The organism is Collinsella aerofaciens, from assembly GCF_039758815.1.
GTDB classification, from domain to species: Bacteria; Actinomycetota; Coriobacteriia; order Coriobacteriales; family Coriobacteriaceae; genus Collinsella; species Collinsella aerofaciens_BP.
Map to the genome: position 1 here is coordinate 42822 of NZ_JBDMSK010000012.1, position 17387 is coordinate 60208.

General features: G+C 60.1%; 10 protein-coding genes. 9 read left to right on the plus strand and 1 reads right to left on the minus strand.

The features are described 5' to 3' along the window. Nucleotides 1-16: 16 nt before the first annotated feature. The gene (locus ABHT90_RS06660; RefSeq protein ID WP_346982004.1) at nucleotides 17-262 is read left to right on the plus strand and encodes a hypothetical protein; all 246 of its coding nucleotides are present in this window, start codon (nucleotides 17-19) and stop codon (nucleotides 260-262) included. Nucleotides 263-303: 41 nt separating this feature from the next. Here the strand turns inward: ABHT90_RS06660 and ABHT90_RS06665 are convergent, their stop codons facing one another. After that, the gene (locus ABHT90_RS06665) at nucleotides 304-504 is read right to left on the minus strand and encodes a hypothetical protein (RefSeq protein WP_346982005.1); all 201 of its coding nucleotides are present in this window, start codon (nucleotides 502-504) and stop codon (nucleotides 304-306) included. Nucleotides 505-1311: 807 nt separating this feature from the next. On the opposite strand from ABHT90_RS06665, the gene bilR reads away from it, so the two are divergent. From bilR to ABHT90_RS06705, 8 genes are all read left to right on the plus strand, one after another. Next, nucleotides 1312-3342, plus strand: a complete 2031-nt coding sequence (gene bilR / locus ABHT90_RS06670) for a bilirubin reductase, long form (protein WP_346982006.1) — start codon at nucleotides 1312-1314, stop codon at nucleotides 3340-3342. Between the two features lie 449 nt (nucleotides 3343-3791). Next, entirely contained in the window at nucleotides 3792-4187 is a 396-nt protein-coding gene (locus tag ABHT90_RS06675; RefSeq protein WP_346982007.1) for a helix-turn-helix domain-containing protein, read from the plus strand. A 180-nt stretch (nucleotides 4188-4367) separates the two neighbouring features. Continuing rightward, nucleotides 4368-7250, plus strand: coding sequence for a proton-conducting transporter transmembrane domain-containing protein (locus ABHT90_RS06680; protein WP_346982008.1), 2883 nt, complete (start codon nucleotides 4368-4370; stop codon nucleotides 7248-7250). A 12-nt stretch (nucleotides 7251-7262) separates the two neighbouring features. Then, the gene (locus ABHT90_RS06685; RefSeq protein ID WP_346982009.1) at nucleotides 7263-7871 is read left to right on the plus strand and encodes an NADH-quinone oxidoreductase subunit B family protein; all 609 of its coding nucleotides are present in this window, start codon (nucleotides 7263-7265) and stop codon (nucleotides 7869-7871) included. Then, the gene (locus tag ABHT90_RS06690; RefSeq protein WP_346982010.1) at nucleotides 7871-8590 is read left to right on the plus strand and encodes an NADH-quinone oxidoreductase subunit C; all 720 of its coding nucleotides are present in this window, start codon (nucleotides 7871-7873) and stop codon (nucleotides 8588-8590) included. Before ABHT90_RS06685 ends, ABHT90_RS06690 begins: the two co-directional genes overlap by 1 nt. A 5-nt stretch (nucleotides 8591-8595) precedes the next feature. Next, the gene (locus ABHT90_RS06695; protein WP_346982011.1) at nucleotides 8596-9684 is read left to right on the plus strand and encodes a hydrogenase large subunit; all 1089 of its coding nucleotides are present in this window, start codon (nucleotides 8596-8598) and stop codon (nucleotides 9682-9684) included. Between the two features lie 7 nt (nucleotides 9685-9691). Beyond that, nucleotides 9692-10033, plus strand: coding sequence for a 4Fe-4S dicluster domain-containing protein (locus tag ABHT90_RS06700; protein WP_117759792.1), 342 nt, complete (start codon nucleotides 9692-9694; stop codon nucleotides 10031-10033). Nucleotides 10034-10542: 509 nt separating this feature from the next. Then, entirely contained in the window at nucleotides 10543-16842 is a 6300-nt protein-coding gene (locus tag ABHT90_RS06705) for a Spy0128 family protein (RefSeq protein WP_346982012.1), read from the plus strand. Nucleotides 16843-17387: the final 545 nt, after the last annotated feature.

Sequence of the window (17387 nt, forward strand, 5' to 3'; positions counted from 1 at the left end):
GGATCGAGGAGGAAGGATGTCCATGAACCCCGATAAGGATGTTAATAGCCCGAACATCAGCCAGGAGGCGCGCCGGATCGCGAACGCAATCGGGGCGTTCGGCGACCTTGGCACCGCTGACCGTCTCAATCTCCTGGCTGAGCTCATGCAGATGGCGACGACATTGGCGGACTACGAGCTCTTTGCGGTGTGCGGGGCCCTGCTCGCGGCCACCCGCGTCCGCGCCGAGTGGTGGGATGCCGCCAGATCGTCCTGGCTGTAGGCCATTGACCTCGCCGGCTCGCGGCGCAGCGCTCAGGCGAGCTATTCAATCCCGGCAGGGCGGAGCACAATATGTTTGAGCAGGACCTTAATATCGGCGAAGTGGTCTCGAACGACCGCATCCACGATATCTTCGGATGCCAAACGCAAGGCGGGATACGCCTGAGCAACTTGCAGAAACGTCCAATCTTGCTGGAAGTCCAGGCCGATATTTCGATCGGATTTCGAGGTGTTTCGCTGCATTTCCGCTGCGCACATTGAGCGAAGATTCGAAGAAGAAAAGCGCCTTACGAAGAAATAGAGTAGAAAAATACGAGCAATAGCGCCAAACATCTACAAATAAAACCGCAGGTAAACACACATGTATATTATGAGTGCCAGCCTCCAACGGGCTCATAACCCGGAGGTCGTAGGTTCAAATCCTGCCCCCGCGACCAAGAACTTGCAGCTCGTCGGCCTAGCCGGCGAGCTTTTTTGTTATTCCGGGGCTGTGTATTCGGTCCAATTCTCGGCCTCTCAAACAAAATCTCAATCTGTAACATTTAGACCCGATTTGGACGGCTAGGTGTTACAGATCTAGATATACCGGTGGGTTGGGCCCCGTTTGTCTAAATCTGTAACACGAGGGACGGATTTTGCCGAGTTGTTGTTACAGATTGAGATTTTCTAGCAGGCGGGCCCCGTTTGTCTCGATCTGTAACATCTGGGGTTCATTTTGCTGAGTAACTGTTACAGATCGAGATCTTTCGGCAGATTAGATTGGTTTGTCTCGATCTGTAACAGGTAGGGGCCAAAAGTGGGCCTAGCTGTTACAGATCTAGATTGTTGGGGATGGGTTGAGAGGAATGTCTCGATCTGTAACAGTAAGACCCGGTTTTGTCGCGTAACTGTTACAGATTGAGATAAACCGACGGGCCGCCCCGCCCATCCCCATCCACCTGCCGCTACCTGCTGTCCGCCGATTTCCGTTGCGCTGCTGTATTCCCATGCCATATCCTCTAGATAACTACGCGGCATCATCGCCGCCGCGCCTACAAGAGAGGAATGTCCATGACCACACCTGCATCCAAGCTGCTCCAGCCCATTACGGTTGGCCCCCTTGAGCTCAAGAACCGCATTATGTTCCCGCCGCTGACCACCGGCTACGAGGAGCGCGACGGCTCCATTGGCGAGCGCAGCCTGGCTTTTTACGAGCGCCTGGCCCGTGGCGGCGTGAGCTACATCGTCATCGGCGACGTCGCTCCCGTCATGACCGCAAGCCCCACGCCCAAGCTGGCGACCGACGCCCAGATCCCCACGTTTAAGGCCCTGGCCGACGCCGTCCACAAGCACGGCGCCAAGGTCGCGCTGCAGTTGTTCCACCCCGAGTACGACGTGCCCGGTGTCGGCCGCATGGTCATGGGATCCATGGCTGCCGCCAAGGCCGCGCAGGAGGCCAAGGCCGCCGGTGACGAGGAGACCTTTGCCGCCAAGATGGCCGAGTCCAACGAGATTCGCAACCAGGCCTACGCCAAGCTGCACCACGATATGCAGCACTTTGTGAACGAGGCGAGCGTAGAGCAGCTCACCCAGATCAAGGAGGCCATTGCTGCCTCGGCCGCTCGCGCGCAGCAGGCCGGGATCGACGCCATCGAGGTCCACGGCGACCGCCTGGTGGGTTCGCTGTGCTCGGCCATCCTCAACCAGCGCACCGACGAGTACGGTGGTTCGTTCGAGAACCGCGTTCGCTACGCGCTGGAGGTCGTCGCCGCCATTAAGGAGGCCGCGCCGCAGCTGATGGTGGAGTACAAGCTCCCCGTGATCATGGAGAACCCCGACGGCACGCCGCGCGGCAAGGGCGGCCTGCAGCCCGACGAGGCCTGTGAGTTCGCCAAGCTGCTCGAGGGCGCGGGCATCGACATGATCCAGGTCGCGCAGGCCAACCACACCGGCAACATGGGCGACACCATTCCGCCCATGGGCGCCATGCCCTACAACTGGACGCTGCCCGTGGCCGAGCGCGTTAAGGCCCTGGTCTCCGTGCCGGTGGCCACCGTCGGCCGTGTTGTCTCGGTCGAGGCCGGCGAGAAGATTCTGGAAGACGGCGCCGCCGACATCATCGCCTATGGCCGCTCGCTCATGTGCGACCCCGATATTGCGCTGAAGGCCGCCACGGGCGAGCCTATTCGCGAGTGCCTCAACTGCAACAAGGGCTGCGTCGATGCGATTCAAAACCGCAAGTACATCTCGTGCGTGCTTAATGCCGAGAATGGCGACGAGGCGACCATCGCCATCAAGCCGGGCGAGGGCGACAAGAAGATCGCCGTGGTGGGCGGCGGTATTGCCGGCCTGGAGGCCGCGCGCGTGGCGGCCAAGCGCGGCTACGACGTGACCGTCTACGAGGCGAGCGATCATCTGGGCGGCCAGATTGTGCTGGCGGCTGCGCCCCCGCGCAAGGACGAGATCATGCGCTCGGTCGAGTACTACGAGAAGATTCTGCCTGGCCTGGGCGTGAAGGTTGAGCTCAACCATGCCGCTACCGCTGAGGACCTCAACGCCGCCGACGCCGCGATTGTGGCCGTGGGCGCGCACGACGTGGTCATCCCCGTTCCGGGTGCCGATTCGGAGAAGGTCGTCTCGAGCTGGGACGTACTGGCCGGCAAGGTGGAGCTCAGCGGTCGCGTCGCCGTCATTGGCGGTGGCCTGGTGGGCACCGAGACTGCCGAGTACCTGCTGCAGCACGGCTGCGAGGTGGCGATCGTGGAGATGCTCGACAAGATTGCCGCGGGCGAGTCCGAGACCATTCTGCCGCTGATTATGAGCGACTTTGCAGAGCACAACGTGGAGCAGCACGTGAAGACCCGCCTGACCGCTATTACCGACGAGGGCGTTGAGGCCATTTGCACCACCGAGGACGGCGCCGAGGAGCCGGTAAAGATCGCCTGCGATTACGTGGTGATGGCCGTGGGCTCCAAGGCCAACGCGTTTGACCTGGATGGCGTGACGGTGCCCGTGACCTGCGTGGGCGACTGCTCGGGCGAGCGCACCGCCGACATTGCGAACGCCATTCGCACGGCATATCACGCGGCCAACGAGCTGTAGTTGAGCATCGCGGCCAGGCGGGACGGTAGCACGGATCCGTTTCGCCCGGCTGTGTCCCGTCGGGTGTCAATCGGTGCGGGGCCTGCAAGCGCAGCAGGTCCCGCCCTTTTTGTTTTGCTCCGGTGGATGGCAATGCGCGGTAATCATGAGGAGTGAGGACGTCTACTGCCTTGCAGATCACTCAAAAATATTGGGGGAGGGGTTAATAACTATATCCTCTATACCAAAGGACATAAAGAGATACCAATTTTGTTGACAAGCGAATGACGATTAGCTGCGAGTCGGCTACCAGCGTAAATAATCGATAAAGAAATGTCGTAATTTGGTGCCAAATGCCCAGATAACGCCGCGTCTATTTTAATTAACTGCTTTGAGCAAACGGTAAAATGCTACTATCTAACTTGCACGTAAGAAAGCAGATTAACGGTTAAGACTAAGAAGTGGCAGGTATGTCGGAAGCAACTAGGACTCGCACGCATGCGCCTGAGGTTAGGCAGCGCGCCGTCGAGATCCTCCAAGAGGGGGTCGGTCATCGCGCCCTCGCCGCGGAGCTTGACATTCCCCAGGCCACGGCTCGTCAGTGGGCCCGCGCGTATGCCGTGGGCGGTGCCGACGCCGTTCTCAATGCCGGTTCGCATCATCACACCTATTCGTACGACGTAAAGCTCGCTGTGGTTAAGGACCGTCTGGAAAACGGCTTGACGTTTCGCGAGGCCATGATCAAGCATAAGATTCCCAGCGAGTCTTCGGTCAAGGCTTGGTGCCGTCAGTACCGCGAGAGCGGTGAGTCCGCACTGGTCGATAAGCCGCGCGGTCGCAAGCCGCGCGTTAAAAAGGCGGAATAGCGAACGGGATGGTGCGCCCACAGGGGCGCATTTTTCTTACCGCGCCTCTGCTCCAATGTGGACATGCCCTTACCCCGTACGCCCAAAACTCCCCAGTTGACCGAAAACCTGCCACCGCAACCCCGTAATTGAGCTATAACGTTAAACAATTGCAGCGTTTTTGCATGGGGGAGTGATGGTATGACGCTACTGTATTTCCTTACCCTGTTTCCGCTGGTACCGGCGTTGGGCATGCTGTTCGCGCGCGGCGACCGCGCCCGCGATGCGGTGGGGCTCATAGGTTCCGGCATGATTATGGCGGTGACAGTTGTAGTCGCCGTCATGTTTTTTGGCATGGGTCCGCAGAGCTTTGAGGTTGCCTCCGGCACCTCGCATGTGCTCTCGATCATCAGCTCCGTCATCGACGTCATCCTGTGCGCCGTAATCCTGTACAACGCGTACAAATATAGGAACGCGCTCACCACAGTGCTCGGCATAGTCCAGCTGGTGGGCTCACTCGCCTTTGCGACCATGACGCTGCCTGCGGCCGAAGCCGTCACGGCGACGCCGCTCTACCTGGACTACATGAGCGTGATCATGGTCCTCGCCGTCGGCATCGTCGGCAGCCTAATCTGCGTGTACGCCCTGGGCTACATGAAGGACTTCCAGGCCCACGATGAGCACGAGGCCGCGCTGCGCGGGCAGACCGCGCCCGACCGACGCCCGCAGTTCCTGGCGCTTATGTTCCTGTTCCTCTCGGCCATGTTCGTCATCGTGACGAGCGACAACCTTGAGTGGTTGTTCTGCGGCTGGGAAATCACCACCGTGTGCTCGTTCCTCATGATTGGCTACACGCGCACACCCGAGGCCATCAAGAACGCCTTCACCCAGATCATCCTCAACATGCTGGGCGGCATCGCGTTTTTGGCCGGACTCATGTACCTGCACGTTAATGGCATGCCGCTGACCATCTCGGGCATGATCGAGCTTTCCGGCGCCGGAACCGCGCAGTCCGCGCTGCTGGTGATGCCGGTCATCCTGCTGTCGCTCGCCGCACTCACCAAGGCCGCGCAGATGCCGTTCCACACTTGGCTGCTCGGCGCCATGGTTGCCCCCACGCCCACGAGCGCCCTGCTGCACTCGTCAACCATGGTCAAGGCCGGCGTGTTCCTAATGGTCAAGCTGAGCCCGCTCTATGCCATCTATCCCGTGACTGGCTTTATGGTCACGAGTGTGGGTGCCATCACGTTTTTGCTCGCTGCCCTCATGGCCATCTCGCAGAGCAACGCCAAACGCGTGCTCGCGTACTCCACCATTTCCAACTTGGGCCTCATCAGTGCCTGCCTGGGTGTCGGCGCGCCCGAGGCCGTGTGGGCCGCCATCTTCCTGATCCTGTTCCACACGGTGGCAAAGTCGCTGCTGTTCCTGTGCGTGGGCACGGCCGAGCATCATATCGGCAGCCGCAATATCGAGGACATGGACGGTATGTTCAGCCGCATGCCGCACCTGACGCGCCTGATGATGCTGGGCATCATGGGTATGTTCGTCGCGCCGTTTGGCATGCTCGTGTCCAAGTGGGGCGCCCTGGTGGCGTTTGCCCAGACCGGCAACGTGCTCATGATCATGGTGCTCGCCTTTGGCTCGGCCGCGACGTTTTACTTCTGGGGCAAGTGGCTCGCCAAGCTTTCGGGCGTCGACCCCACGGCTCAAAACGTTGAGGTCAATGTCCATAAGACCGAATGGATGGCCCTCAACACCATCGCCGCGCTGCTGATTCTGTGCTGCGTGGCGTTCCCGGTTATCTCGAGCGGCCTGGTGTCGCCTTACTTGGCCATGGTGTTTGGCCGCGTGCCGTACGTTATTGGCAAGGACGCCATGTACCTGATGGTGGTTATCGTGGCGTTTATCGCCGTGGTGCTGCTGACTTCATTCCGAGTGAGCAACAAACCGCATGTAAACGTATATCTTTCGGGCGTGGGAACCGACAAATATCGCCATTTCCGCGGCTCGATGGGACGCGAGGTGAAGGCCGAAAAGCGCAATTGGTACTCGGAGGACGCCCTTGGCGAGAAGCGTATTGGCCCCGCGGGCAGCGTCGTGTGCTGCAGCATTATCTTGTTTGCGCTGCTGTGTTGCGCGTGGATTGGACCCGAGCGACTTGCCATGAGCGCGCCCTCGGTGTTGCGCGGCAAGTATTTCGAAGGCTCGGGCGTCGTGGGCATCTTTATAGGCACCGTGGCGTTTGTCCTGATTGCGCCGCTTCTGGGCGGTCTGATCGACGGCATCGATCGCAAGCTGTCCGCCCGCATGCAGGGCCGCGTGGGCCCGCGCCTGCTGCAACCCTTCTACGATGTGGCCAAGCTCCTGCGCAAGGCCCCTGCCAGCGTAAACACCATGGACGATACCTATATGGCGTGCGCGCTCATCTTTACCGTCGTGGGCGGCGGCATCTTTGTGTCGGGCTCCAACACGCTGCTGTGCGCCTTTATGGTGACGCTCGCCGCGATCTTTGTGGTGTTGGCGTCCGCCTCGACGCAAAGCCCATTTGCCCAGGTCGGCGCCGACCGCGAGCTGCTGCAGGTTATGAGTTACGAGCCCGCCGTTCTGCTGATGAGCGTGGGCTTGTACCTTGCCACCGATAGCTTCGATTCCATCGCCGTGACGGGGCAGTCGGCCCCCATCATCGTGTACAGCGCGCCCATTTTCCTTGCGCTGCTCGCGGTGCTTACCATCAAGCTGCGCAAGTCGCCGTTCGATCTTTCGTATTCGCATCACGCGCATCAGGAGATTGTCCAGGGCGTCGCCACCGAGATGAGCGGCGGCACGCTGGCCAAGATGACCCTTATGCACTGGTGCGAGACCGTGCTGTTTTTGATGTGGGTGGGCATGTTCTTTGTTTGGGACAACCCGGTGAGCTGGGTCGTAGCCCTGGTCGTGATGGCCGCGACGTACTTTGTCGAGGTGCTGATCGATAACACCTTCGCACGCAGCACCTGGCGCAGCTGCTTTAGGCTCGGATGGGGCGTGGCGCTGGTGTTTGGCCTGCTCAACCTTATGCCCATCCTCGTCGACGTGTTTATTTAGGAGGCGGCATCCATGGATCATAAAATGTCGCGCTCGCCGTGGGTGATTCATTACGACGGCTCGAGCTGCAACGGATGCGATATCGAGGTGCTGGCCTCGCTCACGCCGCTGTTCGATGCGGAGCGGTTTGGCGTGGTCAACACCGGCAACCCCAAGCATGCGGATATCTTTTTGGTGACGGGGTCGGTCAACGCTCAGAACCTGCCCGTCGTGCGCCAGATCTACAACCAGATGCTCGAGCCCAAGTGCGTGGTGGCCTGCGGTATCTGCGCGTGCTCGGGCGGCGTGTTCCGCGGTGCCTATAACGTGATCGGCGGCGTGGACCGCGCAATTCCCGTGGACGTGTACGCGCCCGGGTGCGCCATTCGCCCCGAGACCGTGATTGATGCCATTGTGGAGGCGTGCGGCATCCTGGACCAGAAGGAGGCCGTGATGCGCGCCGGCGGCGATCCGCTCAGCGTGGGCGGTGCCGCAACCTGGGACGGTGGCGTTGAGCTGGGCGAGGACGGGTTTGTGGCTGCGGGGGCCGGGGCTGATGGTGCCGGTGACGCACCTGCTGGGAAGCCCGCCGCTGGCGACGTGCCTGCTGGGACGCCCGCCGCTGCAAAGGAGGCCGAGTAATGCAAAAGGCTATCTATACCACCGTCGGGATCGACGAGCTCCTGTCGCATGTCCAGGCGCTCAAGGGCGTCGGCGCGCGCTTTGTGCAAATGCACGCCGAGCGCAATGTCGACGACGGCATGTATCGCCTGGTCTATACGTTTATCAACGTTCGTGCTGCTCAGGAGCATATCGCGCAGGACGGCAGCTATGCGATCGAGAACCTGGTGGTTGAGGGCATCGACCAGTACCAGGAGATTCCGTCCATCAGCTCGTACTATCCGGCGGTGTTCCCGTTTGAGAACGAGGCGCACGACCTATTTGGTCTTGCCATCACCGACATGCAGATCGACTTTAAGGGTTTTTTCTACCAGGTCTCGACTGCCGAACCCATGAGCGTCATCACGCCCGAGGTGAAGGCCGCGCGCGAGAAGGCCATGAAGGTCCGTGCCGCCGCCGAGGCCAAGGCGCGCAAGGCTGCGGCCGAGAAGGCCGCCGCTGCCACGGCCACTGCAGGGAAGGGCGTTGCGGGTGCTGGCGATGCTGCGGGCGCTGCCGTTGCTCAGCCCGCTGCGGCTGCCGGCTCCGATGCTCAGCACGATGAAGCTGCTGCGAAGGCCGCGCTCAAGGCTGCCGAGATGGAGGCAAAGCTCGCCGCCATGGATCCCGAGAAAGCGGCTAAGGTCCGTGCGGCGCTTGCCGCAAAGGCCGCCCGCGACAAGCATAAAAAGGAGGCGTAAGGTCCATGGCACATCGCTCCGTTATTCCGTTTGGCCCGCAGCACCCGGTGCTGCCCGAGCCGCTTCATCTGGACCTGGTGATCGAGGACGACCGCGTCATCGAGGCAATTCCGCAGATCGGTTTTGTGCACCGCGGACTCGAGAAGCTCACCGAAAAGCGCGATATGCATCAGTTTGGCTACATCGCCGAGCGCATCTGCGGCATCTGCGCCGTGGGCCACAGCTGCGGCTATGCCAGCGCCTGCGAGCGCATGCTGAACATCGAGGTGCCTGGCCGCGTGCAGTATATCCGCACCATTTTGCACGAGCTTTCGCGCATTCACTCGCACCTGCTGTGGCTGGGCCTGCTCGCCGATGCCTTTGGCTTTGAGGCGCTGTTCTATCGTTCGTGGACCCTGCGCGAGCAGATTCTCAAGATCTTTGAGAGCACGTGCGGCGGCCGCGTGATCCTTTCGATTAACGAGATCGGCGGCCTTAAGCACGATATTGAGGACTCTGAGCTGGCGGGTATTGTGCAGGCGCTCGATGCCATGCGTCCCGACTACGAGACCCTGGTGCATACGTTTTTGGACGACAACAGCTGCGGCGAGCGCCTGCATGGCGTGGGTGTGATCAGCAAGAAGGACGCGCTTGATCTGTCGATGGTCGGCCCGTTCGGTCGCGCCTCGGGCGTGGACTACGACGTGCGCATGTTTGGCGACGGTGCCTATGCGGACCTGGCCGCGTTTGAGCCCATCGTTGCCACCGACGGCGACTGCTACGCCCGCTGCCAGGTTCGTTGCGCCGAGGTCACGCAGGCCATGGACATCATCAAGGAGCTTGTGGGCAAGATTCCGCACGACGGAATCGGCGGGCGCACCAAGCTCACGCCGGCCGACGGCGCGCGCGGCGAGGTTGTGATTGAGCAGCCGCGCGGCGAGGCGTATTACTATGTGCGCGGCAACGGTACCAAGAATCTGGACCGTTTTCGCGTGCGCACGCCGACGTCGCAGAACCTGGCAGGTCTGACGCATGCGCTGCAGGGCGTGCTCCTTGCCAACGTGCCCATGATTATCCTGACCATCGACCCTTGCATCAGCTGCACGGAAAGGTAGGCGCGGCATGAGTTTACTGACATTTGCCAAGACGGCCTTGGGTTCTATGGTCAAGCAGCCGGTAACGGTGTGCTACCCGCAGGAGGAGCTGACGGCGCCCGAGCGCTTGCGCGGACATATCGTCAATGATATGGACGTGTGCATCTGCTGCGGCATGTGTGCGCGCCGCTGCCCGGCGGGCGCGCTCGCGGTCGATCGCAAGGGCGGTACCTGGTCGATCGATCCGTACGCCTGCGTGGTGTGCGGCGAGTGCATCGAGAGCTGCCCCAAACACTGCCTGACTATGGACACCGCCCGCACTCCAGTCGCAGCGGACAAGACTCCCACGGTAGAAACCAAGCCGGAATAGCGCTGGAACAGAGCTGGAATAGGGGCCGGTGGGGCAAGAATGCCCCACCGGCCCCGCGCTTAAACGCGCGGTTGTGCCGTCGCGAACAAAACTATGCCGGATTACGGGGCTGGATAGCGAACCTCCGACCATACGGAAAATCGCAAAAACAAAACCACAGGTAGATAGCCTGCCGTTTTTCAAAAAATGGAGGTATGGATAAGGGTCCCGACATTAGCCCCATAATCCAGCACAGTTTTGAAATGGCACCATATCCGTAACAGCCCCTGATCCCCCAAGGACGGAGGAAAGTGGGTCATTTTTGCCTGATGGCTCCGAGTCGCACCCGTTTTCCTGCGAAAACGCCGTGTCTCAACTTTGGTGAGACATTTGTCTCACGCCCAAAACCGAATCTGGAACGTGTGTCACCTGCCCAAATTGTGTCTCATTTCGTAACTTTAGGCTGTTGCAAGGTCTGAGACCGCGAGAAGGGAGACGCGACGAGTAAGTACACGAGGGGTCTCTTGGCGGTGATACTGGCCGTAGTGCTGGTGTTGCCAGCCGCAGCATTCGCCATGCTGCCCGAGGCCAACGCCAGGTCCAGCACAGGAATGGACGGACCGACAGTAAACGGGACGGTCGTCGACCCCGATACTAGCGGACGCTGGGAAATCTGGGCAGCCGGCCACGGCGGTAATAAAGTAACAACCCAAAACGTCGGTCGAATCTGGACCGACAAGACGGTCAAGGCAACCGAGGAAAACGAAGAGTCGGACTTTTTGACCACGCTTTCGGCGATGTCCTCGACGTCTAATTCAACCGTGACGGTCACCACGCCGCTTGACATCGTGATGGTGCTGGATGCCTCTGGCTCTATGGATCACGCTATGGGCGATACTGACGACACTAAGCGCATTACAGCTCTGAAGAACGCTGCCTATAGCTTTATTGATACCATCGCCAAGCAAAACGAGGGTATCGAGGGTGTCGATAGGCAGCACAGGGTTGCCATTGTTAAGTTTTCGGGTGATAAGACCGATAAGATCGGCAACGACACGTACGATAAATGGGAATATGGCAGAACTAATACTTACAACTACTCCCAGGTAATGGCGGGCTTGACCAATTGCTCTGGCGCCGGCGTGACTGATCTTAGGGAAACAATTAAGGCAATCAAACCCGCCGGCGCCACGCGCGCCGATAATGGTCTGCAGCTGGCAGAGGGCATCACTTCTGGTCGCGCAGATGCCAAGAAGATCGTTGTGTTCTTTACCGACGGCAAGCCAACGAGCTACGACGAGTTTGATTCTAAGGTCGCTAACGATGCCGTGACGGCTGCCAAGAACATGAAGGACAGCAAGGCCACCGTTTATACTATCGGCATCTTTGATGGCGCGGACCCCAGCGCTGGTATCCAGGATTCGGGAAAAAGCCAAAAAGAGAACAAGTTCATGCAGGCCGTTTCGAGCAACTACCCCAATGCCACGGCATGGGATGCTCATGGTGCACGCGCTGAAAACTCCGACTACTACAAGTCGGCGACCAATGCAGAAGAGCTCAAGAAGGTCTTTGACGACATCTCACAGGCCATCACATCGGAGGCGCCTTATCCGACCGAAATCCATAAGGGCTACGACGAGACCAAGTCCGGCTACATCACGTTTACCGACGAGCTGGGCGACTTTATGCAGGTCGACAGCTTCACCGAGGTCGTCATCAACGGCACGCCGTTTACCAAGACGGACAAAACGGTCAATAAAGAAACCAATACCGACACCTACGAGTTCACCGGCAAGGCAAAAGACCTGCTCATTACCGTGCAGCGTGCTGGTGATGACAATCCCCAGAAGGGCGATGTCGTAACGGTCAGCATTCCTGCGTCGTTGATTCCGCTGAGCCACTTTAAGACCGTAGACGGCAAGCTTTCGGTCGACAGCGCTCAGCCTATCCGCGTGAAGTACACCTCGAGCGTGAAGAGCACTGCGCTCGACAACCTGTTTACGCCCGAGAAGGTAACGGGGCTCAAGGATTACATCGAGAACAATACGACCGTTGCCAACGGCGCCAAGACCGTGAATTTCTACGCGAACAAGTGGGCTGCCGGCGATCTGGGCAATACGGTTGCGACCTTTGAGCCGGCCGACACCAACCGCTACTACTACTTCCAGAAGCAGACGCCCATTTACACGGACAAGGATTGCACGCAGCCTGCAAAGAAATCGCTGGCAGATACCGGCACCTATTACTACAAGGATGAGTTTGAGGAGCAGGGCGAAAACGGCGAGGCCAAGCCCGCCTCTGCCGTCATCGAGTTTATCGGCGGCGACGCTGCGAAGTTTGACGGCGCTATTGTTGCTGACGAGGACGGCAACCTTTCGTTTAGCGTGGGAACCGCGCGCCTAGCCTTTATCGACGAGCTCCACACCACCAAGGAGAGTGTGGGCGGCAACAACACTGGTACCGCGACCGACGTTCTTAATCCCAAGTGGAACAACATATCCGCCAAGGCGACCGCGACGCATGTCAACTCCTACCTGGGCAACAACGGCAAGATCAGCTATAAGTACGACATGACGCCGGTAACGGTGGATACCAAGGATGCCAAGGCCGGCTTTGGCCTGACCAAGGTACTCGAGGGCCGCGACTGGACGAAGGAGGACACGTTTGAGTTTGGGCTGACGTCCGAGAACGGTGCCCCGATACCCGAGTCCGCGACAGCGCCCGTGACCGCGTCTGTGACCAAGGACGATCTGGACGACAAGGGTAAAGCTGTCATCGACTTCGGCACGATCAAATACACCGAGCCCGGCACGTACGTCTACAGGGTCAGCGAAAAGAACGCCGGGACTACGGTTGACGGCATTGCCTACAGCAAGAACGTCGCGGAGGTCACCGTGACGGTAACGCCCAACAAGAGGGGCGAGCTCAGCGCCGCTGTGAAGGTGACATGGAGCGAAGCCGACGAGACCGAGTTCAAGAACGTCTACACTGCGGAGCCTGTTGAGTCCAGCGTTACCGACAAGATTGACGTGACCAAGTCTCTGACCGGGCGCGACCTTACGGTCGGTGAGTTCAGCTTTGAGCTGCGCGAGATTAAGGATGAGGACTCTGAGCTTATCGAGACCGTTAAGAACGCTGCCGACGGCAAGGTGACGTTCAGTGCCATCAAGTACACCGAGATCGGCCAGCACACCTACAAGCTGCATGAGGTTAAGGGCAACGCCGGCGGTATTGACTACGATGACGCGGTCTACACCATCGTGACGACCATCGCCGATAACGGCAAGGGCCAGCTGGTTGCCACACACGAGCTGAAGGACGCCAAGGACGTCAAGAGCATCGAGTTCAAGAACGCCTACACCACGAATGCTACCGAGGCATCGCTTGCGGGTATCAAGAATCTGCGGGTTGACGACGCTCTTACCCCGGCTGATATCACCGGCAAGTTCACCTTTACCGTGACCGGTGAAGAGGGCGCGCCTATGCCTGCGAGCACGAGCGTGCACAACAACGTCGACGGCAAGGTCGACTTTGGCAAGATTACCTTTACGCTCGACGACCTTAACAAGGCTGTGGGCGAGAAGCCCGAGAAGCGCGAGCACACCTTTACCTACACCGTGACCGAGTCCGGTGAGGTCGCTGGCGTGACCAACGACGCTAAGCCGTCGCGCGAGGTTTCCTTCACCGTGACCGATGACGGCAAGGGGAATCTGCGCGTATCCCGCAAGCCGGACGGTGATGCGGCCTTCACGTTCACCAATACCTATAACGTGACGCCTGTCGAGACGAGCGTCACCGAACAGATCACCGCGACCAAGGTCCTGACCGGCCGCGATCTCAAGGACGGCGAGTTCTCCTTTGAGCTGGTCGAGGGCGACAAGGTCGTCGCCAAGGGCACCAACGCCGACGACGGAACGATCGCCATGGACAAGATCACCTACACCAAGCCCGGCAAGCACGCCTACACGCTGCGCGAGATCAAGGGCGGAACCACCAGCAAGGGCATCACCTACAGTGACGCCAAGTACACCATCGAGACCACCATCACGGACAACGGCGACGGCACCCTCAAGGCCGAGCATGTCCTGAAGGACGCCACGGCTGCGACTTTCAAGAACACCTACAGCGTGGCCCCGCTCGATGCGGAGCTCGACTTTGACCTGGGCAAGGTCATCAGCGGCCGCGACTGGACGGATGGGGACGAGTTCAGCTTTACCATCACCGCCCCCGAAGACGCCCCACTGCCCGATCCCGCAACCGTAACCGTGAGCAAGAAGGACGCGAAGGACGGCATTGCCGCCATCAAGTTCGGCAAGATTCACTACGCTGCCGCCGGAACCTATAAGTACGAGATTCGCGAGAACGCGGGCAGCACGGTCGGCTTGACGTATGACGCGCATGTCGCAACCGCCGAAGTGACCGTGACCGAGAACGGCGATGGCAGCCTGACCGCCAACGTCACCAAGAAGGAAAACGGACGCTTTACCAACACGTACCGCACTGAGCTTAACTACACCGCTGCCGGCGGTCTGTGGCTCAGCAAGTATCTGGATGGCCGCCCCATGACCGAGGGTCAGTTCACCTTTACCGTGACACCTGCTGACGACGCTTCGGCTCGCGCGCTCGGTCTGCTGCCCGGGGCTAATAGCTTCAAGTCCCCCGCAGCGGCAGAGGCAACGGTCGGACTGATCGACATTCTGGCTGGTCATGAGGTTATATTTACGCAGGCTGACGCCGGCAAGACCTTTACGTACACCGTGGCCGAGAAGAACGACGGCCAGCCCGGTTACACCTACGACGACGCCGTGCGCACGGTGACGATCGCCATCGCCGACGACACCGCCGGCACGCTCACTGCTACGACGACCGTTTCCGGCGGTCCCGAGGGCACGCATGAGACGGTCCACAAGAGTGGCGAGAACAAGGTCGAGAAGGCCCTGGTGCCGTTCCACAACAGTTACAGCGCTACGACCAACACGCCTGGCGGCACCGCCGCTCAGGTCGTTGCCACCAAGACTCTGACCGGCCGCCCGATGGCCGACGGCGAGTTCTGGTTCGGCATCGCCTATCAGGGTGAGCTTGTGGCATGCGAAAACCTCAAGCCCAATATCGGCGGGCACGTGAGCTTTGATACGCTGCACTACGACACTAAGATGCTTGCTAATCTTGAGGCTGCTGGGCTTGCCCATCGTACCGATAAGGACGGTAAGCTTGCCTGGACCATTAACTACACGGCCTACGAAGATTTATTCGGGCTGCCGAATGGCGTTTCCGCTACAACGTGGAGCTTTGGCTTTAAGGTTATCGTCGTCGACAACGGTGACGGTACCCTGACGGCGACGGTCGACTACGGCGGCGTCGAGCCCTTGTTCGAGAACGTCTACGGCGCCGACGCCGTGGATGCCGCGCTCACCGGTACTAAGAAGCTCCAGGTTGCCGAGGGCCTGACCCCGGCCGACATCACGGGTAAGTTCACCTTTACCGTGACCGCCGACGAGGCAGGTGCCCCGATGCCCGAGCGCACGACCGTAACCAACGACGCAGCCGGTAACGTGGACTTTGGCAAGATCCACTTTACGCTCGAGGACCTCAACCGCGCTCTGGGCGTGACGGACGATGCGACCGATAAGGCCGAGGCGGACGAAGCTGACGAGGCCGAGGCCGACGAGGCAGAGGCTGAAGAGGCCGACGCCGACGTTGATGCCAACGCCGATGAGCCCAGCGACGAGTTCGAGCCCACAGCCCCCACCGCCCCGCGCTCGCACACCTTTGCCTACACGGTGACCGAGTCCGGTAGTGCCCCTGGCGTGACCAACGACGCCAACGCCACGCGCAAGGTTTCCTACACCGTGACTGACGATGGTGCCGGACATCTGAGCGTCGTGCGCGACGGCGATGACGGTGCGGCCTTCACATTCACCAACACCTACAGCGTAACGCCCACCGATTCTGTCGTGACCGATCAGGTCAAGACGGTCAAGCGTCTGACCGGACGCGACCTTGCAGCCGGCGAGTTCACGTTTGATCTGCTCGAGGACGGCGTGGTTGTCGCTAGCGGCACCAATGACGTCAACGGCAACGTCACGCTGAGCCCGATCCGCTACGAGGCACCCGGCACGCACACGTACACGCTGCGCGAGGCTTGCCCCAACGCGCTCGGCCTGTACAAGGGCGTCACCTATGACGGCACGACCTACACCGTCGTGACCACCGTTTCCGACAACGGCGACGGCACGCTGACCGCGACGCACAAGCTCGAGGGAACCACCGAGTCGGCTGGCTTTACCAACAAGTATCACGCCATGCCCACGCAGGTCTCCATCGGCGCCATCAAGGTGCTCGGGGGACGCGAGCTCAAGAAGGACGAGTTCAGCTTTAAGCTCGTTGGCGAGGGCATCGAGTCTACGGTTACCAACGATGCCGACGGTAAGATCAACTTCGACAAGTTCGAGTACAGCGAGCCCGGTACGTACGTCTACATCATCAGCGAGGTCAAGGGCGACGAGGCCGGTATGACCTACGACAAGTCCGTCTTTACCGCGACCGTCAACGTGGCCGATGACGGCGAGGGAAACCTCAAGGCGAATGTCGCCTTTGCCAAGGGCGATAAGAGCGTCGAGGGTATCGTGTTCAACAACACGTACAAGAAGCCCGAGACGCCCGTGCCGACGCCCGATCCCGGCACACCCAAGACCGTGACGAACATCGTCAAGACGGTCAAGGGTTTCCTGCCCACCACGGGTGACCAGCAGGCCGCTGCACTGCTCATGGCATTCGTCATCGCCATGGCCGGCGTCGGAGCCCTGGTCTGGGGTATCCGTAAGCGCTAGGCACGCTGGCAGCGCCCGGGGCCAAAAGGCCCCGGGCGGCCGGCGGGGAGCCAGAACATAGCCCCCACCCCCACCCCCAGCCGCCGCGGAGGTATCTCCCTCCTCCGTGGCGGCGCTTTTGTGCGTAGGCGAGAAGGATTCGCCACGAAACCGGCCCATCTACTACATTTAGTCCCTTACCCCTAACCATGCCAAAAAACGCGAAAACAAAACCGCAGGTAGAACGCCTGTGGTTTTGTTCAAAACGAAGGTATGGTCAGGGGTATCGAATCAAACGTAGTAGATGGGCCGATTTCGTGGCGAGCGGTTCCGGCTGATCCCTTGGGGACGGAGGAAAACGGATCATTTTGGTCCAGCGAGGCTGGCGGAGGCACTCGTGCAGGGCCGCCCGAACAAAACTATGCCGGTTTACTACGACGAATTCGACATTCCCGACCATGGCTGCATTTTTCTAAATATTGCAAACGTTCTACCTGCACTGATAATTGTTCTCGGGGGAAGCGGGCACTGCGGGGCGCGGCAACGGCGCGCGATTTCCGCGTCGC

What these genes read in the sequence shown, in the direction of transcription:
- ABHT90_RS06690 (WP_346982010.1), top strand. Translation starts at nt 7,871, where the DNA reads ATGCAAAAGGCTATCTATACCACCGTCGGGATCGACGAGCTCCTGTCG.
- ABHT90_RS06675 (WP_346982007.1), top strand. Translation starts at nt 3,792, where the DNA reads ATGTCGGAAGCAACTAGGACTCGCACGCATGCGCCTGAGGTTAGGCAG.
- ABHT90_RS06700 (WP_117759792.1), top strand. Translation starts at nt 9,692, where the DNA reads ATGAGTTTACTGACATTTGCCAAGACGGCCTTGGGTTCTATGGTCAAG.
- ABHT90_RS06665 (WP_346982005.1), bottom strand. Translation starts at nt 504, where the DNA reads ATGCAGCGAAACACCTCGAAATCCGATCGAAATATCGGCCTGGACTTC.
- ABHT90_RS06695 (WP_346982011.1), top strand. Translation starts at nt 8,596, where the DNA reads ATGGCACATCGCTCCGTTATTCCGTTTGGCCCGCAGCACCCGGTGCTG.
- ABHT90_RS06660 (WP_346982004.1), top strand. Translation starts at nt 17, where the DNA reads ATGTCCATGAACCCCGATAAGGATGTTAATAGCCCGAACATCAGCCAG.
- ABHT90_RS06685 (WP_346982009.1), top strand. Translation starts at nt 7,263, where the DNA reads ATGGATCATAAAATGTCGCGCTCGCCGTGGGTGATTCATTACGACGGC.
- bilR (WP_346982006.1), top strand. Translation starts at nt 1,312, where the DNA reads ATGACCACACCTGCATCCAAGCTGCTCCAGCCCATTACGGTTGGCCCC.
- ABHT90_RS06680 (WP_346982008.1), top strand. Translation starts at nt 4,368, where the DNA reads ATGACGCTACTGTATTTCCTTACCCTGTTTCCGCTGGTACCGGCGTTG.